The 23854-nt window shown below is 47.2% G+C and carries 26 protein-coding genes and 1 pseudogene; 5 read left to right on the plus strand and 22 right to left on the minus strand.

Annotation, left to right across the window (positions count from 1 at the left end; translation table 11 throughout):
• The 7 genes from BVJ53_RS02120 to BVJ53_RS02150 all read right to left on the minus strand — a co-directional run.
• The coding region (locus BVJ53_RS02120) for a helix-turn-helix domain-containing protein (RefSeq protein ID WP_158280558.1) at nucleotides 1-243 on the minus strand (243 nt) is incomplete at its 3' end.
• Nucleotides 244-386: 143 nt separating this feature from the next.
• Nucleotides 387-944 (minus strand): ribosome recycling factor, encoded by a 558-nt coding sequence (frr, locus tag BVJ53_RS02125; protein ID WP_129300951.1) that lies wholly within the window; start codon nucleotides 942-944, stop codon nucleotides 387-389.
• Nucleotides 944-1663, minus strand: coding sequence for a UMP kinase (gene pyrH / locus BVJ53_RS02130; RefSeq protein ID WP_010488080.1), 720 nt, complete (start codon nucleotides 1661-1663; stop codon nucleotides 944-946). Before pyrH ends, frr begins: the two co-directional genes overlap by 1 nt.
• 230 nt (nucleotides 1664-1893) lie before the next feature.
• Nucleotides 1894-2775 carry a translation elongation factor Ts gene (gene tsf, locus BVJ53_RS02135; RefSeq protein ID WP_129300952.1) on the minus strand — a complete coding sequence of 294 codons (882 nt, stop codon included), beginning with the start codon at nucleotides 2773-2775 and terminating at the stop codon, nucleotides 1894-1896.
• An 84-nt stretch (nucleotides 2776-2859) separates the two neighbouring features.
• Nucleotides 2860-3648: a 30S ribosomal protein S2 gene (gene rpsB, locus BVJ53_RS02140; protein ID WP_129300953.1), complete on the minus strand. Its 789-nt coding sequence runs from the start codon at nucleotides 3646-3648 to the stop codon at nucleotides 2860-2862.
• A 137-nt stretch (nucleotides 3649-3785) separates the two neighbouring features.
• Nucleotides 3786-4070 (minus strand): GIY-YIG nuclease family protein, encoded by a 285-nt coding sequence (locus tag BVJ53_RS02145; protein WP_129300954.1) that lies wholly within the window; start codon nucleotides 4068-4070, stop codon nucleotides 3786-3788.
• The gene (locus BVJ53_RS02150; protein WP_129301142.1) at nucleotides 4060-4794 is read right to left on the minus strand and encodes a tRNA1(Val) (adenine(37)-N6)-methyltransferase; all 735 of its coding nucleotides are present in this window, start codon (nucleotides 4792-4794) and stop codon (nucleotides 4060-4062) included. Before BVJ53_RS02150 ends, BVJ53_RS02145 begins: the two co-directional genes overlap by 11 nt.
• 82 nt (nucleotides 4795-4876) lie before the next feature.
• On the opposite strand from BVJ53_RS02150, the gene BVJ53_RS02155 reads away from it, so the two are divergent.
• From BVJ53_RS02155 to BVJ53_RS02165, 3 genes are all read left to right on the plus strand, one after another.
• Complete coding sequence (locus BVJ53_RS02155; protein ID WP_129300955.1) at nucleotides 4877-5527, plus strand: lysophospholipid acyltransferase family protein; 651 nt, start codon at nucleotides 4877-4879, stop codon at nucleotides 5525-5527.
• Nucleotides 5528-5767: 240 nt separating this feature from the next.
• Nucleotides 5768-7162: an APC family permease gene (locus BVJ53_RS02160; RefSeq protein WP_129300956.1), complete on the plus strand. Its 1395-nt coding sequence runs from the start codon at nucleotides 5768-5770 to the stop codon at nucleotides 7160-7162.
• Nucleotides 7163-7202: 40 nt separating this feature from the next.
• Nucleotides 7203-7985 (plus strand): DUF1003 domain-containing protein, encoded by a 783-nt coding sequence (locus BVJ53_RS02165; RefSeq protein WP_129300957.1) that lies wholly within the window; start codon nucleotides 7203-7205, stop codon nucleotides 7983-7985.
• Between the two features lie 84 nt (nucleotides 7986-8069).
• On the opposite strand, the gene BVJ53_RS02170 is transcribed toward BVJ53_RS02165, so the two are convergent.
• The 13 genes and pseudogenes from BVJ53_RS02170 to BVJ53_RS02240 form a co-directional block, all read right to left on the minus strand.
• Nucleotides 8070-9878 carry an ABC transporter ATP-binding protein gene (locus BVJ53_RS02170; RefSeq protein ID WP_129300958.1) on the minus strand — a complete coding sequence of 603 codons (1809 nt, stop codon included), beginning with the start codon at nucleotides 9876-9878 and terminating at the stop codon, nucleotides 8070-8072.
• Complete coding sequence (locus BVJ53_RS02175) at nucleotides 9868-11625, minus strand: ABC transporter ATP-binding protein (protein ID WP_129300959.1); 1758 nt, start codon at nucleotides 11623-11625, stop codon at nucleotides 9868-9870. Before BVJ53_RS02175 ends, BVJ53_RS02170 begins: the two co-directional genes overlap by 11 nt.
• Before the next feature lie 193 nt (nucleotides 11626-11818).
• Nucleotides 11819-12040, minus strand: coding sequence for a YneF family protein (locus BVJ53_RS02180; protein WP_010488061.1), 222 nt, complete (start codon nucleotides 12038-12040; stop codon nucleotides 11819-11821).
• A 60-nt stretch (nucleotides 12041-12100) separates the two neighbouring features.
• On the minus strand, nucleotides 12101-12346 hold the full coding sequence (locus BVJ53_RS02185; RefSeq protein WP_129300960.1) for a DUF896 domain-containing protein: 246 nt from the start codon (nucleotides 12344-12346) through the stop codon (nucleotides 12101-12103).
• Nucleotides 12347-12377: 31 nt separating this feature from the next.
• A complete protein-coding gene (locus BVJ53_RS02190) occupies nucleotides 12378-12554 on the minus strand; it encodes a hypothetical protein (RefSeq protein ID WP_129300961.1) in 177 nt (58 codons plus the stop codon).
• Nucleotides 12555-13075: 521 nt separating this feature from the next.
• Nucleotides 13076-13423: a 50S ribosomal protein L19 gene (rplS, locus tag BVJ53_RS02205; protein ID WP_010488055.1), complete on the minus strand. Its 348-nt coding sequence runs from the start codon at nucleotides 13421-13423 to the stop codon at nucleotides 13076-13078.
• Between the two features lie 199 nt (nucleotides 13424-13622).
• Nucleotides 13623-14411 carry a tRNA (guanosine(37)-N1)-methyltransferase TrmD gene (gene trmD, locus BVJ53_RS02210; RefSeq protein ID WP_129301143.1) on the minus strand — a complete coding sequence of 263 codons (789 nt, stop codon included), beginning with the start codon at nucleotides 14409-14411 and terminating at the stop codon, nucleotides 13623-13625.
• Nucleotides 14401-14919, minus strand: a complete 519-nt coding sequence (gene rimM / locus BVJ53_RS02215) for a ribosome maturation factor RimM (protein WP_129300963.1) — start codon at nucleotides 14917-14919, stop codon at nucleotides 14401-14403. Before rimM ends, trmD begins: the two co-directional genes overlap by 11 nt.
• A gap of 272 nt (nucleotides 14920-15191) precedes the next feature.
• Nucleotides 15192-15497: pseudogene (locus tag BVJ53_RS02220) on the minus strand (helix-turn-helix domain-containing protein); the annotation flags it as partial.
• 310 nt (nucleotides 15498-15807) lie between these two features.
• On the minus strand, nucleotides 15808-16062 hold the full coding sequence (locus BVJ53_RS02225; RefSeq protein ID WP_025012452.1) for a KH domain-containing protein: 255 nt from the start codon (nucleotides 16060-16062) through the stop codon (nucleotides 15808-15810).
• A gap of 12 nt (nucleotides 16063-16074) precedes the next feature.
• Nucleotides 16075-16350 carry a 30S ribosomal protein S16 gene (gene rpsP / locus BVJ53_RS02230; RefSeq protein ID WP_003564756.1) on the minus strand — a complete coding sequence of 92 codons (276 nt, stop codon included), beginning with the start codon at nucleotides 16348-16350 and terminating at the stop codon, nucleotides 16075-16077.
• A gap of 95 nt (nucleotides 16351-16445) precedes the next feature.
• Complete coding sequence (gene ffh / locus BVJ53_RS02235; RefSeq protein ID WP_010488046.1) at nucleotides 16446-17882, minus strand: signal recognition particle protein; 1437 nt, start codon at nucleotides 17880-17882, stop codon at nucleotides 16446-16448.
• Nucleotides 17883-17894: 12 nt separating this feature from the next.
• Nucleotides 17895-18236 carry a putative DNA-binding protein gene (locus BVJ53_RS02240; protein WP_129301144.1) on the minus strand — a complete coding sequence of 114 codons (342 nt, stop codon included), beginning with the start codon at nucleotides 18234-18236 and terminating at the stop codon, nucleotides 17895-17897.
• 244 nt (nucleotides 18237-18480) lie between these two features.
• Here BVJ53_RS02240 and BVJ53_RS02245 point away from each other — a divergent pair, with 244 nt between their 5' ends.
• Both BVJ53_RS02245 and BVJ53_RS02250 read left to right on the plus strand, forming a co-directional pair.
• Nucleotides 18481-18672: a hypothetical protein gene (locus BVJ53_RS02245; RefSeq protein ID WP_129300965.1), complete on the plus strand. Its 192-nt coding sequence runs from the start codon at nucleotides 18481-18483 to the stop codon at nucleotides 18670-18672.
• Nucleotides 18673-18775: 103 nt separating this feature from the next.
• Nucleotides 18776-19090 (plus strand): hypothetical protein, encoded by a 315-nt coding sequence (locus tag BVJ53_RS02250; RefSeq protein WP_129300966.1) that lies wholly within the window; start codon nucleotides 18776-18778, stop codon nucleotides 19088-19090.
• Nucleotides 19091-19302: 212 nt separating this feature from the next.
• On the opposite strand, the gene ftsY is transcribed toward BVJ53_RS02250, so the two are convergent.
• Together ftsY and smc are read right to left on the minus strand one after the other, a co-directional pair.
• A complete protein-coding gene (ftsY, locus tag BVJ53_RS02260; protein ID WP_129300967.1) occupies nucleotides 19303-20298 on the minus strand; it encodes a signal recognition particle-docking protein FtsY in 996 nt (331 codons plus the stop codon).
• Nucleotides 20298-23852 (minus strand): chromosome segregation protein SMC, encoded by a 3555-nt coding sequence (smc, locus tag BVJ53_RS02265; protein WP_129300968.1) that lies wholly within the window; start codon nucleotides 23850-23852, stop codon nucleotides 20298-20300. Before smc ends, ftsY begins: the two co-directional genes overlap by 1 nt.
• Between the last annotated feature and the right edge of the window lie 2 nt (nucleotides 23853-23854).

Consider the following 23854-nt stretch of genomic DNA (forward strand, 5'->3'; position numbering starts at 1 on the left):
TGACCCTTCACCACTAAGATAAGCAAGCACTGCTTCAAGCTTTAGCTCTCTGGTATAATGTTGATTCTTTCGAGCTTCCTCTAATCCCTTAATCCCATCACGTTCATAGCGCGCCTGCCAACGTTGTAATGTACGATCACCAAGACCGTGTTGACGGGAGAAACTACTGATACTTGTCTTCGAATGTCTGAACTCCTCCAATATGAGTAACTTTTCTTGAGCTGTATGCTTAGATCTGGGCATAGAAAATCCCTCCATGATCATCAGATGAATTATGATATTTCATCTGACAACCATAAAGGGATTATCGCATTCCGATAAACGGTGCGTTGTTCACCTTTTTTCTTATGGCTGCAAATTATGACTCAGCCTCTTGCCCACAACCATTAAACTTCGGTGATTTCTTTTTCCTTAGCCGCGGCAATGTCGTCAATGCGCTTAGTTGCGTCATCCGTGACTTTTTGCATATCTTTTTCAAGCCGATGCAATTCATCTTCGGTGATATCGCCGTCTTTTTCCTGACGCTTCAGTTTGTCGAGCCCCTCACGCCGGATATTGCGCACTGCAATTTTGGCATTTTCGGAAAACTTACCGACTTCTTTGGCAATTTCCTTACGTCGTTCGCCTGTGAGTTGCGGAATCACAAGGCGAATCACGTCGCCATCGTTGGCCGGATTAATGCCCAGATCACTGGCATTGATGGCCGTTTCGATATTTTTCAGTGCAGACTTGTCATAAGGGCTGATCTGTAAGACCCGTGCCTCAGGAACAGTGATAGCTGCCATCTGGTTCAGCGGAGTCGGCGCCCCATAATACTCCACCGTAATCTGATTAAGTAAACTGGCATTGGCACGTCCTGCGCGAATATTACCTAGTTCGCGCTGCAGTGACTCTTCAGTTTTGCCCATATTGGTTTTTGCTTGTTCGATAATTTGATTTGCCATTAGCTTCTCCCTTCGATTGTGGTGCCGATCTTTTGACCTTCCACAACACGTTTGATATTACCGGGCTCGTTCAAGTTAAAGACAACTAAGTCGATGTCATTGTCCATTGACAGCGTGCTGGCAGTTGAATCCATGACCTTCAGATCCTTATTGATGATGTCCATGTGTGTGAGGCTTTCGTACTTCACGGCATGGGTATCTTTATTAGGATCGGCGGAGTAAACGCCATCGACATTGTTCTTCGCCATCAAAATGACGTCAGCGCCAATTTCTGCAGCACGTAACGCCGCTGTTGTATCTGTGCTGAAGTATGGATTACCGGTACCGCCAGCGAAGATCACCACACGGCCTTTTTCTAAATGGCGAATGGCCTTGCGTCGAATGTAAGGCTCCGCGATCTGCCGCATCTCGATAGACGTTTGTACCCGAGTCGGGACGCCTTGGCTTTCCAGATTATCCTGCAAGGCCAGTGCATTCATGACGGTAGCTAACATGCCCATGTAATCGGCTTGCGCGCGTTCCATGCCCATTTCGGCACCGGTTTCGCCGCGCCAGATATTACCCCCGCCGCAAACAATGGCGATTTGCACACCCAGTTCATGCACCTGCTTGATTTGTTCAGCGATCGTCGCGATGACCGGTGGCTTAATGCCAAATCCAGCCTCTCCTGCTAGCGCTTCTCCGCTAATTTTTAAAACGATCCGATTATATTTGACCATGTATCTTATCCCTCCGTTGGTTGCTGGCACTATTTTACCATAGTCGCAACATTTCTGCGGCAAGAAGCTGCAGACAACTGCCTTGTTTTACCAGCTCTTCAACTGGATGGCAAATAATCATGACAGCTGCCATGTGCGATTTTTCGTTAATTCAAAAAGCAGTAGGAGCGCCTCCATTTTGCCATAGAAAAAGGGCCCTGCCTCGTCGACAGTCCCCTTTTGCTGGGCCATTAACCCTTGATTTGGTCCATGACCTCGTCAGCAAAGTTTTCTTGTTTCTTTTCAATACCTTCGCCGACTTCATAACGAACGTAACCTTTTACTGTCCCGCCTTTAGCAGCAACGTACTTAGCAACGGTTTGATCCGGATCCTTGACAAATTCCTGATCAACCAATGAAATCTCACTCAGCCACTTGTTAACCCGGCCTTCAACGATGCGCGGTACAATCTTTTCAGGCTTGCCTTCATTCTTGGTCTCTTCAGTGAAAATGTCTGTCTGATGCTTCAATTCATCAGCTGGCACCTTGCTGCGATCCAAATATTCAGGATTGATAGCAGCAACATGCATTGCGACATCCTTTGCAGTATCATCATCGGCACCATCCAGAACCGTCAAAGCAGCAATTTGTCCACCGTTATGCAAGTAGGCACCAAAATGTTCATTGTCCGTCTTGGTAACGACTTGGAATCGCCGCAAACTGATCTTTTCGCCAATAACCGCAGTCAACGCAACAGCACCTTCATCGATTGTTTGGCCATCACTCATCTTGGTCGCCTTGGCAGCGTCAAGATCAGATGGCTTGGTAGCAGCAATCGCCGCTGCTACTTTGTTGACATAGTCTTTAAACTGGTCATTTGATGCGACAAAATCAGTTTCCGAGTTCACTTCAGCAATCGCGGCGGTGTTACCGTTAATAGCAATTTCTGCCAAGCCTTCAGCCGCAATGTTGCCACTCTTCTTAGCCGCTTTTGCCAAACCCTTTTCGCGTAGGACATCAATTGCCTTGTCCATATCGCCGTCAGCTGCAACCAACGCCTTCTTGGCATCCATCATCCCAACCTGGGTGCGGTCGCGTAATTCCTTAACTTGTGCAGCAGTAATTTGAGCCATGAATCTGATCCTCCTTGATTGTAAAAAAGCTGCCTGCAGATCTTGCAGTATGCGAAACCCTCAGACAGCTTAATGTTAAATTAATTAGTTAGCGCTCTTGTTGTCGCCTTCAACGGCTTCCACGATATCTTCCATAGAGTCAGCCTTCTTATCGGCAGCTGGCTGCTGATCCTGTTCGTCTCCTTGGTCTTCACCTTGGTTACCTTCAATGATCGCATCAGCCATCTTGGAAGTAATCAAACGAACGGCACGAATCGCGTCATCGTTAGAAGGAATGATGACATCAATATCATCAGGATCAGTGTTTGTATCAACCATCGCAACGATCGGAATGTTCAGCTTCTGTGCTTCCTGAACTGCAATCTTTTCTTTGCGCGGGTCAACAATGAACAGGACATCCGGAATCCGTGGCATGTCTTCGATACCGCCAAGGAATTTTTCAAGCTTTTCTTGTTGCTTCTTCAGAAGTGAAACTTCTTTCTTAGGAAGGACATCAAAAGTGCCATCCGTATCCATCTTCTTAATGTCTTTAAGCCGCTTGATCCGTGTTTGAATCGTGTTCCAGTTGGTCAGGGTGCCACCAAGCCAACGGTGATTGACATAGTATTGACCAGCGCGGGTTGCTTCTTCAGCAATGGCATCTTGTGCCTGCTTCTTTGTTCCAACGAACAAAAAGACGCCGCCGTTTTGTGCTTCTTCCTTAACGAAATTATAAGCATCGTCAATCATCTTAACGGTCTTTTGCAGATCGATGATGTAGATACCATTTCTTTCCGTAAAGATATACGGTTTCATCTTAGGATTCCAACGCCGGGTTTGATGCCCGAAATGTACACCAGCTTCAAGAAGCTGTTTCATGCTTAATACTGCCATGTGTTTGTTCCTCCATTATGGTTTTATTCCTCTTGACAACGTCAGCTCGCAGGTGGACTTCAAAAGAAGCACCCCACTCACGATCAGTTAGTCAATGTGGTTTGTGCATACCGCACTCGATAAAGTATACAGACTTTTCACAACTTTGACAAGCCCTGCCACTTGACATGATGCGCGGTTAAAAATTGCTCTTTTTGGTGGCGACTTTGATGTTTAAAATGCCACTCCGCCGACAGTGCTTCATGCTTTTCAGAAAAAGCTTCATGGTACAACAGTCGAACCGGCAGCCGCGATGCCGTATACTTCGCACCCTTACCGGCATTGTGCGTTGCTAATCGCGCTTCAACGTCATCCGTAAATCCGCCATAGAACGTTCCATCGGCACACAAAAGCACGTAAAAGTAGTAACATTTACTCTCCATGCAACAATCTCCTGACGACTGGCGAATAGCTGCCGTCTGCCTCATGCACAATCAGCGGCGGCATGATTCGCAAGCCATCTGGTCGTCCAGCTTTAATGGCGGCAATCAAAACCATATTTGCTTCTCGATCTTCGCGCGGATGAATGAATTGCAATTGCTTAGGTGCCAACCCAGCCGAGGTCAAAGTTGCCAGCAATTCCGCCAAGCGTTCCGGGCGGTGAACAAAATAGGCTTTACCTTGATATTTCAACAAATCGGCACTGACTTTTGCCACAGTCACGAAGTCAGTGGTTAATTCGTGTCGCGCCAAAGCAAGATAATCATTCGGGTTCGTAATGCTTTGGTCACTCACCTTAAAATAGGGAGGATTGCACGTCACAACATCAACAGAATCTTTGGCAACCACATGTGTTGTCTGTGCTAAATCACCCGCGTGCACATCGACATTTGTTAAATGATTCAATTCAACACTGCGACGCGCCATATCTGCCAACCGCGGTTGCAACTCAACCATGGTCACTTGGCCATCTGTTTCGCGCGCCAAAAAAAGTCCGACCGCACCATTGCCGGCTGCTAAGTCAACCACGCGGCTGTGACGTTTGATTTGGGCAAAATCAGCCAGTAAAACCGCATCTAATGAAAACGAGAAAACCGCGGCACTTTGTATGATTTTAATGTTGCGACTGGCTAGCATATCGACCCGTTCACCTGGCAATAATGACATCTCCAACACCTTTTTCCTCCGAAAGTTGGCTTACAATGGTATAATTTACCACAAAAGTTTAACCATGAAGGAAGAATAAGCCATGTTTTATAGTTTTCTGCGTTATGTCGTAGCCGGTTTACTCTGGCTCATTAACGGACACGTTAAGGCTCAGGATAAGCACCAATTGCCTGAAGGGCCATTTGTCCTGGTTGCGCCTCATCGCTCCTGGCTCGACCCCGTTTTCCTCGCACTTGCCGCTTGGCCGCACCGTTTTTCATTTATGGCAAAAAGCGAACTTTTTAAAAATCCTATGCTGCGCTGGTTGCTTGTTAAGGTTGGTGCCTTTCCGGTTGACCGTGCTCATCCAGGTCCCAGCGCGATTAAGGTTCCCGTTCGCGCTTTAAAACAAGAGAATAAAGCATTGATGATTTTTCCAACTGGATCGCGGTATTCCGCAGATATGAAAGGTGGCGCGATTCTGATTGCCAAGCTGGCAAAAGCGCCGATTGTACCGGCAGTTTATCAAGGCCCAGGAACTTTTTGGTCATTGTTTAAACGCAAACCTGCAATTGTCCGTTTCGGGTCACCAGTTGACCCACCAAAAGGTCGGTTGAACGATGAAGCACTTACGGCATTTAGCGATCAATTGCAAGAACGTTTTACAGCGCTAGATCGCGCGATCAATCCGAATTATAAGTACATTCCTGATAAGAAGAAATATTTGGAAGAAAAAGAACATGGGGAAGTTTGAGGTTCGCTTGTCGAACCTTTTTCGTTGGATGGACTTATTATGTTGAAAGGGTATGGCGTTTTGTACTTTTAGTGCAAAAGCTGGTGAATGTTCACATACTATAATGTCAGTCCTGGAGTTTGCATTCACGACCCTTCCACTAAAGCAAGGAATTAGCTTCTCCATAACGCGTTCGCAGTCGCAAAGAGCTCCGTGTAAGCGCTCCTGCTCACGCTCACAACCAAGAAAGAGAGTTTGTTCATGAATCTTTGGAAAAGAATGACCCGTAAGCCAGATTTGGCGGCTACGCTTAAAGCCGATGATTTACTGACAAGGAGTTTGACGACACGGGATTTGATTGCATTGGGCATTGGTGCCGTTATCGGTACCGGGATCTTTATTTTGCCTGGTACCGTTGCCGCTACAACGAGTGGCCCTGCGATCACGATTGCGTTCATCTTGGCGGCGATTGTGTGTTCATTAGCCGCCATGTGTTATGCGGAATTTGCCTCGGCACTGCCGGTGGCGGGTTCTGCCTATGCTTATGGCAACATCGTTTTTGGGCAGGTTTTTGGATGGATCATTGGCTGGGCGCTCATCCTTGAATATATGTTGGCGGTTGCCGCGGTTTCGACTAGCTTTTCCGCCTACTTTGCCAGCTTACTGACAGGTTTTCATATTCATTTGCCCGCAGCAATTGCCGGACCGTTTTCACCTAGCCACGGTACTTACGTCAACCTGATTGCTGTCCTTGTTGTTTTGCTAATCGGTGTCATGCTTTCGCGCGGCATACAGTCTTCGATGGCGATCAATCGACTCATGGTTTTAGTTAAGTTACTGATTATTCTTATTTTCGTGATCGTCGGTTTCTTTTACGTTCAGCCGGCGAATTGGCACCCTTACCTACCATTTGGTGCCAAAGGCGTTCTTGCTGGGGCTGCCATGGTTTTCTTTGCCTACCTTGGCTTTGATGCAGTGTCGGCATCGGCTCCTGAAGTAAAACAACCTCAACACACCTTGCCTCGTGGTATTATCGGTACCTTGATCATTGCCACAATCTTATACGTTTTAGTCGCTATTGTCTTGACAGGGATGGTGCCATTTACCAAACTGGACGTAGCTGATCCGGTTGCGTATGCGCTCGGAGCGGTTCATTTACGCGGTCTCGGCGGTTTCATTTCGGTGGGTGCGCTGGCCGGTATGTTCACAATGATGGTCACCATGATTTACAGTTCATCCCGACTAATTTATGCCATTGGCCGTGACGGTTTGCTTCCTCGTTGGTTTGGCCACATTAGCGGACACCTGCCAGAAAATGCTCTCTGGACAGTGGTCACTATTATCGCAATCATGGGCGGACTGGTACCGTTAAACCAGCTGGTCAACCTCGTGAACATCGGCACGTTGATTGCATTTGCGTTTGTTTCCATCGGCATCATTCCTTTACGCCGACATAAAGCAATCACAAACGAAGGATTCCACGTTCCTGGTTACCCAGTGACGCCAATCGTGTCGTTTCTCTTTTGTCTATTACTCATGACCCAATTAAGTGTCGAAACCTGGCTCATGAGTCTCGCTTGGTTTGCATTTGGCTTGATTATTTATTTCAGTTATGGCATCAGACATGGGCATGTTTCCGAAGCAAAAATCAGATAACAATTCGCATGACATTAACTCTAAGAAAGGAAAATAACTATTGGTCAATAAACAAACAGCAACCTGCCTTGTGGATGGTCAAGTATACGCCATCAGTGATGGGCTTTTCTTAAGTGATCTGGAAACCAAACTCGTCAACATGATCAAGAACGATTATCCCAAGGCCACTAAGAACAGTTTTATCTGTAATGCTCATTTATTAAATTATCGACTCGAACGAATGCGGCGTCAGCAACGCCAAGATGAACGGGCACATGAGAAGATCAACCGCAAAATGTCGCAAGCATTGGTCAAGGATGATTTTAAACTGACCGATGTTTATGACAACATGGAAGCGACAAACACATTCGGCGAACGAATTGCTGATGCAGTTGCCAAGTATGCCGGTTCATGGCCGTTTATCATCATCTTCTCGATTTTTATGGTGGCTTGGATGATTCTTAACACCGTGGGCATCTTTGGCCACAAGTTTGATCCGTTTCCGTTCATTTTGTTGAACCTCTTCTTGAGTATGGTGGCAGCGTTGCAAGCGCCGTTCATTATGATGAGTCAGAACCGTGCAGCCGAATACGATCGACTTGAAGCAAAAAATGACTATCATGTTAATCTTAAGTCAGAAGAAGAAATTCGCTTGCTTCATTCCAAATTGGACCATATTATTGCCGATGATAACCCGAATTTATTTGAAAGTCAGCGACTAACAGTCGAAGTCATGGGCGAGATGGTCAACCAGCTGACAGAAACCCGACAACAGCTTGAGCTACTTAAAGCTAGTCAGGATGAAACCAATAAGGCCTTGCATGAAGAAAAGGCGAAAAAATAAAACATCCCCTGTTTAGTGAGGTATGTCATATACGCTCACCAAGCAGAGGATGTCTTTTTTTAACACAAAATTTTCGGGTAGCCATTATTCTTCAGTAGACTCACTGCTACTATCGCCGACTTGCAGATGATACATTTCATAATAGCGACCTTGTTTTGCCAGTAGAGATTCATGCGTACCGCGTTCGACAATCCGTCCGGCATTCAGCACCAAAATAAGATTGGCGTCTTGAATCGTCGAAAGTCGATGGGCAATGGCTATCGTGGTTCGTCCTTGTCGAATACGCCGCAAGCCTTCTTGAATCACTGACTCGGTTTCCGTATCGATATTGGCGGTTGCCTCATCCAGCACAAGAATCTTGGGATTCGTCACAACCGTACGGGCAAATGAAATGAGCTGACGTTCGCCGCTGGAAAACTCACTCCCGCCTTCAATAACTTTGGCATGATAGCGATCCGGTAATTTGTTGATGAAGCGATCCGCCTGAACAAATTCAGCCGCTTGTTGAACCTGTTGATCCGTAATCTGATTATTGAACAAGCGGATATTGCTACTGATGTCTCCATAAAACATGAAGGAATCTTGCAACACCAGACCTAACTTCTTCCGCAATTCTTCCATCGGATAATCACGAATATCGACATCATCAATTAAAATCTGCCCCTCACCAAACTCGTAAAATCGCATCATGACATTGATAATCGAACTTTTACCAGAGCCGGTATGGCCGACTAATGCTACAGTCTCACCGGGGTTAGCAACAAAACTGATATCATGCAAAATATCGTGCTTGCCATCATAGGCAAAACTAACGTGGCGGAATTCGATTTTACCTTGCTGAATGACCGCATGGGCGTCAGGGTGCTGCGCAGGCGCATATTCTTTGCTGTCAAGAATCCGAAAAATCCGGCTGCCAGCTACCACGCCGTCTTGCAGAAACGACAGGTTATCCATCATGTTAACCATCGGATTGAAGAAGTTAGCCGTATAAGTGGTAAACGCGTATACCAAACCGGCTTCAACGTAACTGTGCATTGAAATCAGCCCGAACCTCCACAAAACAGCAATCAATGCAAGCGAATATAATAGGTTGATCACAGACGACAGCAGCAAGGAGTTCACACGAATCATAGCCTTACGAGCGTCAAGGTATTCCTGATTGGTCGCCTCAAATTCGCGGCTAATCCGATTCTCCTGCCGAAATTGCTGAATAATGCTGATGCCTTCAATCGATTCATTCAGCTGAGTATTCAACTCGGAAAGCTTTTCGCGCATGTGACGATAAACTTTGGAGCTATACGTACTGTAGTACCAAACAACCACTAGCAAAATGGGTAAGAACGCGGCCACCAACAATGCAATTTTAGGGTTTGCCGCAAACATAATGGTAAAGCTACTGATAACCGAGAACAGACCGACAATGACCGCCAAAATAACGTTCCAGAAATCAGAGAAGGTCATCGTATCATTCGTGACCCGCGAGACAATCGAGCCAGCCGGTGTCTGATCAAAATACCGCATGCCCAGTGTGTGCAGTTTGGCAAATAACTGCCGCCGCGCATCTTCAAGTCCACGTTCAGCGCCCATATTGAATAAAAAGGTTTGGAAAAACTGAAAGATGGCTTTAACAAGAGTGCCAAATGCATATAAGGCCGCAAACAATAACAAAATTTTGACGGTCGCACTTTGATTCGCCAAATAACGATCCATAAAAATCTGCAGAATCTTTGGCAGCAAGACATTCATGCCTGCCAATAACGCCGCAGCGACAATGGCGCCGATGAATTGGCGTTTATACGGGCGGGTAAAGCCCATGAGCCGACGCATAATTTTAATCTGTTGGCGCACCGGAATACTTTTAGACCATGCACTTTCGTAACCTTTATTTGCCACGCACGTCACCTTCCTCCGCAGCTTCCATTTCCTGTTTTGCCCACATTTCGGCATACCACCCATGCTTAGCCAGTAATTGGGCATGGGTGCCACGTTCAATGATTTGGCCATTTTCGAGAACGATAATTTCATCGGCATGCATCACCGAACTCAAGCGGTGTGCCGCAATAATTGTCGTTTTATTGGCTCGGTCACGTTTCATATTGGTAAGAATTTCTTCTTCGGTTTTCGCATCCACTGCTGACAGGGCATCATCTAGGATCAACAATTCAGGCGCATTGATAACCGCGCGGGCGATGGCCAACCGTTGTTTCTGGCCCCCGGATAAGCTGACACCTTTTTCACCGACTAATGTTTCATAGCCTGCCGTGAATTTTCTGATATCATCATGGACCGCACTTTCCTTGGCAGCATTTTCCACATCCTGCTGGCTCTTTTCAAAGGCGGAAAAGCGAATATTGTCCGCGACCGTAGTTGAAAACAGAAAATTATCCTGTGGAACATAGCCGATCGAATCAAGTAACGCATCAAGCGAATAATCCTTGATATTATGACCGCCGAACTCAATGAAGCCATCGTAATTGTCAAATTCGCGTAACAAGAGTTTGAAAATCGTGCTTTTGCCAGCGCCGACTTTACCGACAATCCCGAGTGTGTTGCCTTCCAGCAGGGTAAAATGAACCCGACTTAGAGCCACTTGCTGATCATTGGGATAACTGAATTTGTTGATTTGATACCTAATATTACCGTGTGCCGGCGTGGTAATCGCGTCTTTGGCTTCAAGAATCGTCGAGCGCTCTTGAAGCAGCTCGTTGACCCGATCATAACTGGCATTTCCGCGTTCAAGAATGTTAAACAAGCGGCCAATCGCAAACATGGGCCAGACTAACGCCGAAACATAGGTCACAAATGAAACCAGTTGGCCGATCGAAATTTGGCCGTGCACCACTTGCCAGCCACCATAAATGATCGTAATCACATAGGTAAGCCCCATAATTAGACTAGTCGTCGGATCAAACAACGCATCAATAAAATTCACCCGGCGATTAATTTGCACGGTCCGATCGACAATCCGGTTAAAGTCGGCAGTATCCTCCGCTTCCTGGCCAAATGTTTTAATCACCTTGATACCGCTGACACTTTCCTGCGTTTTATCATTCAGCCGCGAAAATGCCGCCTGCGACTCGGAAAACGCTGCATGCAGTCTGGTGCCCAACTTACGTGCCATCACGGCCAGTAGAGGCATCGGCAAAATGGCCACAATTGTCAGGCGCCAATCAACCACCAAGATCATCGCGATAATCGTCGTGCCTCCAGTGATGAATGAATCAAATAAGGTCAAAATCCCGGCACCAGCCACATTTTGCACCGCGTTTAAATCATTGGTAGCATGCGCCATCAAATCACCGGTGCGATGTTTCTGATAAAAAGTCGCATCCATTTTCATAAAATGCCAAAATAGACGGGTCCGTAACGTGCGCTCCAACTTTGCGGCACCGCCCCAGATTGCATTACGCCAGCCATAGCGGAAGAGATACTGCGAAATGCCGGAAAACAGCAGCAGGCCTAGCATAAGGGCAAGATAATTGCCAGACAGCCGTGATTTACTCATCGCATCAACCAAATCGCCGATGACCTTTGGCGGAATTAAATTAACCAACGCTACTAATAGTAAAAAAGTCACACCTAGTAGGTAACGCCGCCACTCCTGTTTGAAATACCACCCTAATTTTCTAAAAATTCCCACAACAATGCTGCTCCTTAAATCGTCAGCTTGATCCGCATGTTCAGAATCAGGCTGCTTGTTTTATGAAATAAATGACTTATGTTTTCTCATAAGCGCCGTTAGTTATGAATATTCTCTCATGATAGCACAATCAACGTTAGGACGCGAAAACGCGATGACAGAAAGGATCACTGTCATCGCGTTTTCTTAGCAATTACTTAGCATTACGTTGGGCTTGTTTCATTTGCGCCATCATTTGGTTCAGTTTCTTAGCAGATGGTTTTTGTCCCATTTGCATCATCATGGTGCGCAGCATGTCTTCGTTCACAGGCGGATTGTCTTGAAAATACTTTTTCATATATGCCCGTGCGCCGAAGAACCCGCCTGCTAAGCCGACCAGTAACGCAATGATCCCCACAAGTATTGTGATTAGCAATGTGCGGCCTCCTTCAAGTTTCATTTCTCATTGTACTAAAGCGATTTGTTGTTGAAAAGACTAATCTTTTCGCCAGCCATGTTCACGCTGAATTTTTTGGACTTTTTTGCTGGTGATTTCATGTCCTTTTTTATCAAAAACCTGTGTATGCTCGATTTGATTGCGTAAACCCGCACGGAAATCTTTTAAATAAGCTTCACGTAGCTGTTGACGTTCGACTTTTTCCTCAGGTGTCAACCCTACGCTGCGATCCTTCTTGGCTAACTCATTGATCCGATCCAGTCGTTCTTTTGGTTGTTGTGCCATCATGTTGCCCCCTAAGTTTTAAAATCATCACTTAATTTAGTTGAACCGCGTGGTAGTGATAATTCGCGGCTTCATGATCAGGATACGGCGCATTTTGTAACATCGCAACATATTCTGCGGCACGGCGCCGAGAAGAGAAGGCTTTGAGCAACTCGATAGGCGCCAACCGGTCTGCGTAATAGACAACATAAATAAACTGATCATTCATAGGCCTTCACCTCGAGTCTGTCGCGGCGCAGTGGTGGGGTGGTTTTGGGCTAGAGCTGGAATTCACGTAACTCCCATAACGCGCTCACCGGCGCAGAAGTCTGCGTGTAAGGACCTCTAGCCCAAAATGGCCAAAGCCCAGCCATTTTGGGAATCCCCGTTAACTTCCATAACGCGCTCGCCAGCCAAGAAACCTGCGTGTAAGGACCTTGGTCGCAATGGCCAAAGCCCAGCCACTTTTTGAGGCTGGAATCCCCATTAACTCCCATAACGCGTTCACCGGCGCAGAAGTCTGCGTGTAAGGACCTCTAGCCCAAAATGGCTAAAGCGCAGCCATTTTTTGAGGCCGGAATCACCGTTAACTCCCATAACGCGCTCGCAGTCGCAGAAATCTACGTGTAAGGACCTCAAGCCTAAAGGCCAAAGCCCAGCCATTTAGGCTTGAGGCCACTTACACTCCGATTTCTAAGCGCTCCTGCTCGCGCTCAAACAAAAAAAGACCGTTTCCGGCCTTTTCCAAGATTAACGACGCTTTTCGCGGATACGTGCTGCTTTGCCGCGGAGTGCGCGTAGGTAGTAGAGTTTTGCCCGACGAACTTGGCCGTGACGGGTGACTTCAATCTTTTCGACCCGTGGGGAGTGTAACGGGAATGTCCGTTCCACACCGACACCGTTTGAGATTTTACGAACAGTGTAGGTAGCGGAAATGCCAACACCGCGGCGTTTGATTACAACGCCTTCAAAGAGCTGAATACGTTCGCGTTCGCCTTCAACGATCTTGGCGTGGACGCGAACGTTATCACCTGCACGGAAGTCAGGAATATCGTCGCGTAACTGTTTCTTGGTAATTTCTTGAATCAATGGGTTCATTGGTCTTTCTCCTTTGCCGACATTCATAATCATCCCGAACAGCGGAATGCCGTTGATATGTGACGTATCACAATCAGTAAGTTTAGCATGTCCGGTGATGCGTGTAAAGATAAAATTCTTTACAAGATTGGCAGCCACTATGCACCGACACAACAATACAGATTCCGCCAAAAGCGTCCTATCATTTCGCGCTTTATTCTCAATCGGTATCCTCTGTGTTCTGGTCGAAAGCGTTCAATCGTCTTTCTGCTGCTTTTGTGGCCTCTTCTGTTTTAACCTCGCGTAACAGTTTTTTGGCAGCATCATCAAGCTCGACCTGTTCAAGCAAATCCGGCCGCCGCAGATAGGTTCGGCGCAGACTTTCTTTTAACCGCCAGCGCGCAATTAGCTGATGGTTGCCATTTTGCAGCACTTCCGGCACCTTCATGCCGCGATATTCAGCCGGACGGGTGTATTGCGGGTACTCGAGCAGGCCATTTTCAAAACTGTCGGTGTGGGCACTTTCGTCATTACCCAAAACGCCTGGCAAAAGCCGGACAATGGCATCAATCATGACCATTGCTGGCAGTTCGCCTCCAGTCAGAACATAGTCGCCAAGTGAATATTCATCGGTGACAAGTGTCCGAATCCGCTCATCATAGCCTTCGTAATGCCCACAAATGAAGACAAGGTGTTTTTCTTGGGAGAGTTCCCGCGCGGCTTGCTGATCGAATTTTTTGCCTGCCGGATCCATCAAAATGACCCGCTTAGGTCCCGGATGGCGTTGATTAACCCCATCCATGGCCTCAAACAGCGGTTCCGGCTTAAGCAACATCCCTGCACCGCCACCATAAGGCGTGTCATCGACGTGATGGTGTTTGTCATGGCTATAACTGCGATAATCAACCACATCAAAGTTAAGCAAATGGCGTTCAAGGGCTTTCCCGATCATGCTTTCACGCAATGGCTCAAACATATTTGGAAACAAGCTTAAAACATCAATCTGCATCGTCAATCAACCCTTCCGGCACGATGACGTGCGCTTCCTTGCGTTCCAGATCAATCGACTGTACCACAGACTTTAAAAACGGCAACAAAATTTCGCTTTTACCGATACGTGGAATCACCCAGACATCATTAGGGCCGGGACTGAGGATCTCACTAACTTGGCCGAGTGTTTGACCATGCTCATCAATCACCGTCAAGCCGATAATATCTTTATAGTAATAGCTGCCGGCGTCGAGCGGCTGCAAGGCAGCATCAGTGACCTGCAGCTTTTTCCCCTTAAACGGTAAAACTTGGTTGATATCCGTATAGCCTTTAAACGTCAGCATCGTGAGCCCTTTATGCTCGCGAACCGACTGAATCGTCAGCGCTGTTTTTGGTGAAGTGGCAACATAGACTATCTTTCCCACCTGAAACCGCTGCTTCGGAAAATCCGTCGTCACAAGTACACGAACCTCGCCGCGGATGCCATGGGTATTCACAATCGTGCCAATATCATAATACTCGGGCATACAATCACTGCTATATAAAACGTGGAAGAATGTCTCTTTGACACCAATAAAGGTTTTATATATTTCCTTTCTTGATTGACAATCCTACATTTCATTTAGTCCCGTCAACAACGGTATTCCCACTCTGAAACAATTCATCATGACAGTGACCGTCTCCTGAACTTTAAGGGTATAGCCTACCCCGTAACCTTTGATTTCGCATAAGCTATCAGATTTTCAACCGCATTTTCGTCTCGCCGCAACTTCACCCCGCACTGGTAACAATGATAGTCATCGTGACCTGGCATCTTCGAATTGAAGTAGTTTTTCCAAGCCTTACTTAAATCGTTTACCACGAGCTGCAGAACTCGGGCTGACTGTTCGTACTGCCAATCGGCTTTATTCCAAACCAGTTCGTCCCGTACTTTGCGTTCATTTGGTCGCAAAGTTTTGTCCGCCATCACCAGAGAACCATCATACATGCTATTCCATGTTTCTAAGGCTTGATTCCAGCAAAACCGGCGATAATTAAACAATCGCTCCAGTTCACGCCGCATGGTTGCATTGGGATAGAGCTTAATCTTATGCGTTTTAATCAAAAGTTGTCACCTCCTCTCAATTAGCTGGTTAAACGCCACTTGAGAGGAAGCTCAGAGTAGGCATTCAAATCAATGCTAACTAGCGGAACTTTGGTAAGAACCATCATACAGTACCGATTCAGGTTCTTGTCAATACATTTCGCTAGTTAACTTGGTTTGAACACACAGACAGCTTCCACTTAATTATTCTGTCCATGTTGTACCGCTTGATTCCATATTGTTCGAAATATTTGAGTGCTGTTAATTTCCTCCTTATGTCTATGCCAGTCAGTTCAAAACAAAAAGACCGACGCGGTATGCGCCAGCCTTTTTATTTTGTATGCGGCGCATCCAAAATATTGAGCCGCACCCGCTTATCGTACGGGCTTTTAACACTGTATACAATGGTTCGGATTGCCTGGGCAACCCGTCCCTGTTTGCCGATCACGCGGCCGACATCTTCAGGCGCAACAGCCAGATCAAAGGCCATATACTCGCCTGTTTCATGTGCCGTCACCTTTACGGCTTCTGGTTTGGTAACCAGTGGGGTAACAATGGCTTTGATCAAACTACCGATATCCACCATTTACGACCGCCCTTATTTCTTAGCAAAGCGCGCTTCATGATACTTCTGCATAATGCCCTTGCTACCAAGCAAGTTACGTACAGTATCTGAAGGTTGTGCGCCTTTTTGAAGCCAATTCAAAATATCTTCTTCATTTAACTTTAAATCGACTGGATTAGTCAACGGGTTGTAATAGCCCACGGCCTCGATGAAACGACCGTCACGCGGCGAACGTGAGTCTGCTACAACGATCCGGTAGAAAGGCTTACGCTTTGAACCCATCCGCTTTAAACGAATTTTAACTGCCACTAAGTCCACCTCCTGCTCATTTATCAACCTTGATAGCATAGCAAAAAAAATTTAAGCTGTAAAGCCTTTTTTCTTTACACAGAAAATTGCTTGGCTTATGAATGGAATCGCTTGGCCTTTTTAAGCCGCTTCTTCTTGTTGCGTTTTTGCTTGCGGACCATGGAATTCATCGCCATTTTTCCTAGCTTGCCGGAAACACCGCCACCCATGAGTCCGTCAAGACCTTTCATGTTGCCTTTGCTCATTTGATTCATCATTTGCTTGCTTTGATTGAATTGTTTAATCATTCGATTGACTTCAACAACCGGCCGGCCGGAACCACCAGCGATCCGCCGCCGCCGACTCGGATTCAGCAAATCCGGATTTTCCCGTTCTTGCGGAGTCATCGAATAAACAATGGCCTTCATGTGGGCAATGTCCTTAGGATCCATTTTGACATTTGCCAGTGCCTTATTATTCGCCATTCCGGGAATCATCTTCATGATGTCCTCAAGCGGCCCCATTTTGCTGATTTGGTCCATCTGATCGAGAAAATCGTTAAAATCAAACGAATTCTCACGAATCTTCTCGGCCACTTCCTGAGCTTGCTTTTCATCATAGTTCTTTTGGGCTTTGTCAATCAGCGTCAGCATATCGCCCATGCCAAGAATCCGATTAGCCATCCGATCTGGATAAAAAACATCCAGGGCATCCATCTTTTCGCCTTGACCGATGAACTTGATCGGCTTGCCCGTGACTGCTCGAATCGACAATGCCGCCCCGCCACGCGTATCGCCATCTAACTTCGTCAAAACAACCCCGGTAATATCCAGCTGCTCATTGAAGCCTTTGGCAACATCAACCGCTGCTTGACCGGTCATGGCATCCACAACCAGTAAAATGTCATTCGGATGCGCCAGTGCTTTGATATTCTTAAGCTCGTTCATAAGCTTTTCATCAATCTGCAAGCGACCGGCTGTATCAATGAGGACGTAATCGTTCTTATTTTCCTTGGCGGTGGCCAGGCCTTGCCGCACAATTTCAACCGGGTCGGTGTCGGTACCCATCTCAAATACCGGCACATTCAGCTGCTTACCAATGGTTTGCAACTGATCAATCGCTGCCGGTCGATAAACGTCAGCCGCGATCAATAAAGGCCGTGCCTTTTCGTTGTCCATCAAATATTTGGCCAGCTTGCCGACTGTTGTGGTTTTCCCGGCCCCTTGCAGCCCTGCCATCATAATCACGGTTGGAATATGCGGTGCCTTGTTAAGTGGAACCGCTGCTTCGCCCATGGTTTTGACTAACTCGTCATTGACAATTTTAATGATTTGTTGGGCCGGGGTCAGGCTTTCGAGTACTTCTGTGCCAACTGCTTTAGTGCGAACGTTTTTGATAAAGGTCTTAACCACATCAAAATTGACATCGGCTTCCAGCAGCGCCAGCCTAATTTCCCGCATGGCCTCGCGAACGTCGCTTTCACTGACCTTACCTTTGCGCCGTAATCCGCTAAAGGCTTTTTGTAATCGTTCCGATAATCCTTCAAATGCCATAGTATCCCCCTGCTATTTCGCGGTTTGATCCGCGACTCGTTCTAATAATGTGCTCAAGGCTTTGTCATCCGGGTAATGGATGCGAACATAACCCACAAGCGCATCCACCGCCTCATTTTGCGCTTGGTAGTTGGCAAAAAGATGCAGTTTCTTTTCATATTCTTCCAGACTGGCTTCGGTTCGTCGGATATTGTCGTAAACCGCCTGGCGCGACACGTTAAACTCAGTCGCGATTTCGCCCAGCGAATAATCATCGCCGTAATACAACGCCAAATACGCATGTTGCTTATCCGTCAATAACGGGCCATAAAACTCAAACAATGAGTTCATGCGATAATTTTTTTCAATTTCCATCATGTCATTCCTTTAATCCCATGATTGCCGGCACATCAGTCTCTGGCCGCTTGAACATGGTCCTTGTATAAGGATACCGGTATCGCCGGAAATGGTCAATTAGCAGTGGCAAATAGATCAACGCATCTCACCGTTTAGCATGGTTACAAAAAATAACGACAAACTGGACGAATATCATATTGGTCTTTATAATGTAACCGGTTACAATCGTCTTGTCGTTAATTTGGAAAGGACGGGGTTTCACATGCCAAAAACGGATCTAAAAATGCTTGCAGAAGGTTTTAAAAATACCGATGATTTAGTTGACGCTACCCTCCATATGCTTGATGAAAACGATTATCTTTTTCTGGCGATCGCACTAGCGCAAGAGCTGGTGTATCATCGTAGCGACCGAGATAAAGTGACGCTGATTAAGGAGTATGTCCAGCTTGTGTAGTCAGAAAGCTGCCTTCGGGGATGAGCTGCGAAAGCGGATACACATTTCCGGTTTTACCTCATTTCGTGGTACACTGAACATGTGAAAAATTGGAGGGAAGAATATGGTCGCAACCTTTATTTACTGGGGCGTGTTTGCTGTTCTTGCTGCATGGGGATTATGGAGTTTGGTTTTCTCATGTGTCTATCTGAGCAATCATGAAAACGGCAATTTATGGTTCTTTGCTATTATCAACACCATCTTCGGTCTTTTAGGCTGGCTATTTGCATGGATCATGAGCAATACGGCATGGCAACAATACTGGTTTGCAAGTAAAGTCCAACCATCCGCTTGGTTCACTTACCTGCTGATCGGCTACCTTGTCTTGGTTATCTTGCAAGTTATTTTTGGCCGGGAAAAGAAAGTCCAGACAGCCTAAATCATCCACGCGCTGGATTGATGTACGTTAACGCGTTCGCCGGCGCAGGAGTCTGCGTGTAAGGACCTCGGTCGCAATGGCAAAGTTCGCCATCACGCCCAAGGCTATTTACACTCCGACTCCTAAGCGCGCCGGCTCACGCTCATATAAAAAAGCGTTGCACTTGAACGAACGGGTGCAACGCTTTTTTCTGTTCTTTTGATTGTACTGACTTAGGCTTTGACTTCAATCAGGCCCTTAAACAAGCCGGTCACGAACTTCGTCGGATCAAATACCTGCAAGTCGTCCATTTTTTCACCCAGTCCCACTAACTTGACCGGTACATGCAGCTCATTGCGGATAGCCAAGACAATGCCGCCCTTGCCAGAACCGTCCAGCTTGGTTAACACGATACCGGTAATTTGAGTCGTCTGGTTAAACTCTTTCGCCTGATTCAACGCATTCTGGCCGGTTGTGGCATCCAGCACTAACAAGACTTCTTGCGGGGCGTCTGGCAATTCGCGGACGATCACGCGTTTAATCTTGTTCAACTCATTCATTAGGTTAACTTTATTTTGTAAACGGCCGGCGGTGTCCACCAACACCACATCGTAGCCTTCTTCTTTTGCCCGCTTAACGCCATCAAAAACAACGGCAGCGGGGTCACCGCCTTCTTTTGTGGCTACCACTGGCACATCAACGCGCCGACCCCATTCTTGCAGCTGCTGAATGGCTCCAGCACGGAAGGTATCGGCCGCCACTAACAAGACGCGTTTGCCTTCTTCTTTAAGCTGATGCGCCAGCTTGCCGACTGTGGTTGTCTTGCCGGCGCCATTAACGCCCACAAACAGAAAGACAGTTGGCCCTTCTTCGGCAAAGTGGAGCTGGTTATCTTCATCCTTGCCGGCCTCACCATACATATCCACCAACTTCTCAACGATGACTCTCGAAACAGCCTTAGGATCCTTCGCATTTTTAAGCTTAACCTCTTGGCGCAATTCATCGCTCAAACGAACCGCCGTTTCAAACCCGACGTCGGATTCGATGAGCATCTCTTCAAGGTCATCGAAAAAGTCTTCATCCACCGTTCGAAAATTGGCAAATAACGCATTAAGCTTCTCACCAAAACTGCTGCGGCTTTTCTCAAGACCTTCATCATATTTATTTTCTTCCGGCGTTTCCGGCTCTTCCCCGGTGAACGCTTTTTTAATCGCATCAAAAAGTCCCATTAACTTGTCGCCTCTTTCTGTGATTGATCTAGACTGACTGCCATAATCCGACTCACACCGGATTCCTGCATGGTCACGCCGTACAAGACATTAGCCGCAATCATCGTGCCGTGACGGTGCGTGATCACGATAAATTGCGTCGCACTGGCATAATGGCGCAAGAACTCGCCAAAGCGGTTAACATTGACATCATCCAGTGATGCTTCAACTTCATCCAAAATCGAAAATGGCACCGGACGGACTTTTAGAATCGCGAAGAGCAGCACAATCGCAGTTAGCGCCCGTTCGCCACCCGACAGCAATGACAGTCGAGTTAATTTTTTGCCAGGCGGTTGTGCAGAAATCTCGATCCCGGTCGCCAATAGATCATCAGGATCGGTCAAGCTGAGATGGGCATGCCCACCGCCAAACATTTGCGGAAAAATCGCTTCAAACGCACTATTCGTCTGGTCAAACATATTTTTGAATCGTGTTTTGACGGTTTCATCCAATTCGTGCATCGTTTCTTCAAGCTGCTGTTTAGCCGCCAAAAGATCATCTTGCTGCTTGGTGAGAAACCCGTAACGCTGATTCACTTCTTTAAACTGTTCAATCGCATTCAAATTAACCGGCCCTAGTTCATCGATCCCCCGTTTCAAGAGCTTCAACTTGCTTTTTAATTCAGGAATCGGCGCGTGATCCGGGGTTACGGCAGCTTTGGCCGCTTCGTAAGTGACCTGATAATCCTCGGCTAATGTGTTCAGACGAGCATCCAAAGCCAACTTCACTCGGTTCAGCGCCACTGCCTGTTGTTCGGAGGAAGCCATGGCTTGATGCTGCTGCTCGTAAGTCGTTGTAATCCTGGCAGAAATCTCGCTTAATTTGCCGCGATTAGCTGCCTTGGTCTGGGTGACTTTGGTTTGCTCGGCTTTCAAGCGCTTCAGTTCTTCTTGCAACTTGGCAATCGTAGCCGTACGACTTGATTTTTCTGCCGCTGTTTCTTTAGCCGTGGCCGTAATGTGCTCAATGCGTTGCTGAAGTTCAGTGATTTGTTCATCTGCATCCCTGGCCTGCGTTTGCCACTGCTGATGCTGATCGTGCAGCGTCTGCAAATCATTAGTCACCACGGCCAGCTTCGTCTTCAACGCATTCTCGGCTGCTGCTTGTTTCGAACGGGAATCGGCCGCAGCAGCCGCAGCAGTTTTCAACTGTTCAATTTCTACTTGAGCGTCTTCGATGTCACGGGCAATTTTTTTGCCAGCTTGATGAAGCTCGGTCATTTTGGCGCTTAGATCAGCCTGAGCAGTATTGGCCTGCTGTGCGGCAGCCAGTTGCCGCTGCGCCTGGCGTAACGTCTCTGCCTGCGCAGTGTGTTGACTGGTAATTGTCGTTAGATCAGCCGCTAATGCCTGAGACTGCGCCTGAGCGTCTTGCCACGCGGTTTGGGCGGCATTCTCCTGTTGGGTCAGTTCAGTCAAGGCAGTTTGCTTCTTTTTCAGATCTTCAACCAGGTTCTGGAGTTGAACTTTGAGATGGCGAGCTTCCTGATTGCGGGCCAGTGGTGAGGCTTGCCTGCCTTGTTTGACCTGTCCGCCTGTCAGTGAGCCACCTGGATTTAAAATATCCCCAGCCGTGGTCACAATGCGATATCGGTGATGAGTGGTGTTGGCAATGGTAATCGCGTGCGGTAGGGTATCAACAATTAAGACACTCCCTAGCAGATTAGCCATCACTGACTTTAGATCAGCTGGATATTGGGCAAGTTGCAAACCCGTGCCTAAAAAGCCATCTGCGCCTTTGACAAGTTGCAAAACCGCACTCGGCAGTTCCCGTGGCCGCATCACGGCAACTGGCAGAAAAGTCGCTCGACCGGCTCGCTGTTGTTTTAACAGGCTGATAGCTCGTTGGGCTGCTGCTTCATCACGGGTAACAATGGCCTGTAGATTGCTACCTAACGCTAAATCAAACGCTTGTTGATAATCAGTGGGCACTTCCAACAATTCGGCCACTGCCCCAACCACACCTGGCAAAGTTGCTTTATGCTTCAGTACGACCCGAACGCCATTATAAAAGCCCGCATAGTCTTCATTCAATTCTGATAAGGTTTCATACCGGGCGCGGGCGCGTTGGTAAGTTGCCATTTCATCCTGATAAGTTTGCTGCTGGGCGCTGTGGTCTTGTTGCAGTTGGTTTAACTTGGCTTTAGCTTTTTCAACGGCAGTTTGCTGTGCCTCTGCTTTGGCCTGTAACTTTTGCTGCTGACTTAGCAGCGTATTGACCTTGGCCTCCTGATCCTGCGCCTGCTTACTCAATTCATAAATTCGGCGATCGTGCGCAGCGTTTTGACTTGCCGCAAGTTGTTGGTCTTTTTGCAAAGCTGCCTGCGCATTTTTGTTGTCGGCTTGGGCTTTCAACAAATCAATGTAGTGATTCTGGGCAGACTCCAACTGACGATTCAGAGCAACCGGGTCTTGACTGGCTTGCTTTTGTTGGGCCAACTGCTCCTTGAGATCTTTTTGCTTTTTCTGGGAAGCATCGAGCTGCTTGGTTAAGTTGGCCAGCCGCTGGTTTGCTTCTGATAAAGCTTGTTGGGCGTGAGTTAATCGGTCCTTTAAATCAGCCAGTGTTGTCGCCGCGTTGGCTGAGCGTTCGCTAGAGAGGTTAGCTTCACCACTGAGATTTTCCACCTTCATCGAGCGACTTAAAATTTGGTCATTCAGCTGATTTAACCGTTCCTCATGTTGATGATCCACCGCACTCAATTCTTCAGACTGATTCTCTAGATCCTTGACTTTTGCCGTTAGCGCCGCAATGGTCGCCTTAGTCACTTTCGCTTCGCCTTGGGTCTTTTCCTGCTCCGCCGCCAGCTGTTCGATTTCCAGCGCCAAAAGCGTTTGGTGAATCTCTTTGTAATCTGCCGTTTGCTGCTGATAATCCTTAGCTAGTGAGGCTTGTTCCCGCAGCGGCTCAACCTGATGCTTCAACTCGACAATAATGTCATTAATCCGCGCCAGATTATCGTCATTGTTGGCTAACTCACGCTCAGCCTTGGTTTTCTGTTGCTTATATTTATAAACGCCAGCGGCTTCTTCGATGATGCCCCGGCGTTCTTCTGGTTTGCTATTAAAAATCGCTTCAACCCGGCCTTGCGAAATAAATGAAAAGCTCTCACGTCCCAAGCCGGAATCCATGAACAGATCGACAATATCCTTTAACCGAACATCTTGATTATTGAGCAGAAACTCCGAGGTGCCATCGCGATACAATCGACGCGTCACCGAAACTTCAGCCGGCTGATTTTTGAGATAACCGTCGCTGTTGTCGAAAGTCATGGTAACGGCGGCACGATTCAAAGCAGGCCGGCTATCCGTACCTGCAAAGATAACATCACCCATTCGTTCGCCGCGCAAGCTTTTGGCACTTTGTTCACCTAATGCCCAGCGAATCGCCTCGGTGATGTTACTTTTTCCACTACCATTCGGTCCGACAATCCCAGTCAGACCCGATACAAAATCAATTTCGGTTTTGTCTGCAAATGATTTGAAGCCATTAATGATCAAACGCTTTAATTCCATGA

It is taken from the genome of Lacticaseibacillus chiayiensis, assembly GCF_004123795.1.
In the GTDB taxonomy this organism is placed as follows: Bacteria; Bacillota; Bacilli; order Lactobacillales; family Lactobacillaceae; genus Lacticaseibacillus; species Lacticaseibacillus chiayiensis.

Coding starts and splice junctions, on each gene's coding strand:
- BVJ53_RS02160 (WP_129300956.1), top strand. CDS start 5,768: ATGAATCTTTGGAAAAGAATGACCCGTAAGCCAGATTTGGCGGCTACG.
- tsf (WP_129300952.1), bottom strand. CDS start 2,775: ATGGCTCAAATTACTGCTGCACAAGTTAAGGAATTACGCGACCGCACC.
- rimM (WP_129300963.1), bottom strand. CDS start 14,919: ATGCCCGAGTATTATGATATTGGCACGATTGTGAATACCCATGGCATC.
- ftsY (WP_129300967.1), bottom strand. CDS start 20,298: ATGGGACTTTTTGATGCGATTAAAAAAGCGTTCACCGGGGAAGAGCCG.
- BVJ53_RS02245 (WP_129300965.1), top strand. CDS start 18,481: ATGCCAAAAACGGATCTAAAAATGCTTGCAGAAGGTTTTAAAAATACC.
- BVJ53_RS02145 (WP_129300954.1), bottom strand. CDS start 4,070: ATGGAGAGTAAATGTTACTACTTTTACGTGCTTTTGTGTGCCGATGGA.
- BVJ53_RS02240 (WP_129301144.1), bottom strand. CDS start 18,236: ATGGAAATTGAAAAAAATTATCGCATGAACTCATTGTTTGAGTTTTAT.
- ffh (WP_010488046.1), bottom strand. CDS start 17,882: ATGGCATTTGAAGGATTATCGGAACGATTACAAAAAGCCTTTAGCGGA.
- smc (WP_129300968.1), bottom strand. CDS start 23,852: ATGGAATTAAAGCGTTTGATCATTAATGGCTTCAAATCATTTGCAGAC.
- BVJ53_RS02150 (WP_129301142.1), bottom strand. CDS start 4,794: ATGTCATTATTGCCAGGTGAACGGGTCGATATGCTAGCCAGTCGCAAC.
- trmD (WP_129301143.1), bottom strand. CDS start 14,411: ATGCAGATTGATGTTTTAAGCTTGTTTCCAAATATGTTTGAGCCATTG.
- pyrH (WP_010488080.1), bottom strand. CDS start 1,663: ATGGTCAAATATAATCGGATCGTTTTAAAAATTAGCGGAGAAGCGCTA.
- BVJ53_RS02190 (WP_129300961.1), bottom strand. CDS start 12,554: ATGAATGATCAGTTTATTTATGTTGTCTATTACGCAGACCGGTTGGCG.
- BVJ53_RS02250 (WP_129300966.1), top strand. CDS start 18,776: ATGGTCGCAACCTTTATTTACTGGGGCGTGTTTGCTGTTCTTGCTGCA.
- BVJ53_RS02155 (WP_129300955.1), top strand. CDS start 4,877: ATGTTTTATAGTTTTCTGCGTTATGTCGTAGCCGGTTTACTCTGGCTC.
- BVJ53_RS02225 (WP_025012452.1), bottom strand. CDS start 16,062: ATGGTGGATATCGGTAGTTTGATCAAAGCCATTGTTACCCCACTGGTT.
- rplS (WP_010488055.1), bottom strand. CDS start 13,423: ATGAACCCATTGATTCAAGAAATTACCAAGAAACAGTTACGCGACGAT.
- BVJ53_RS02185 (WP_129300960.1), bottom strand. CDS start 12,346: ATGGCACAACAACCAAAAGAACGACTGGATCGGATCAATGAGTTAGCC.
- frr (WP_129300951.1), bottom strand. CDS start 944: ATGGCAAATCAAATTATCGAACAAGCAAAAACCAATATGGGCAAAACT.
- rpsB (WP_129300953.1), bottom strand. CDS start 3,648: ATGGCAGTATTAAGCATGAAACAGCTTCTTGAAGCTGGTGTACATTTC.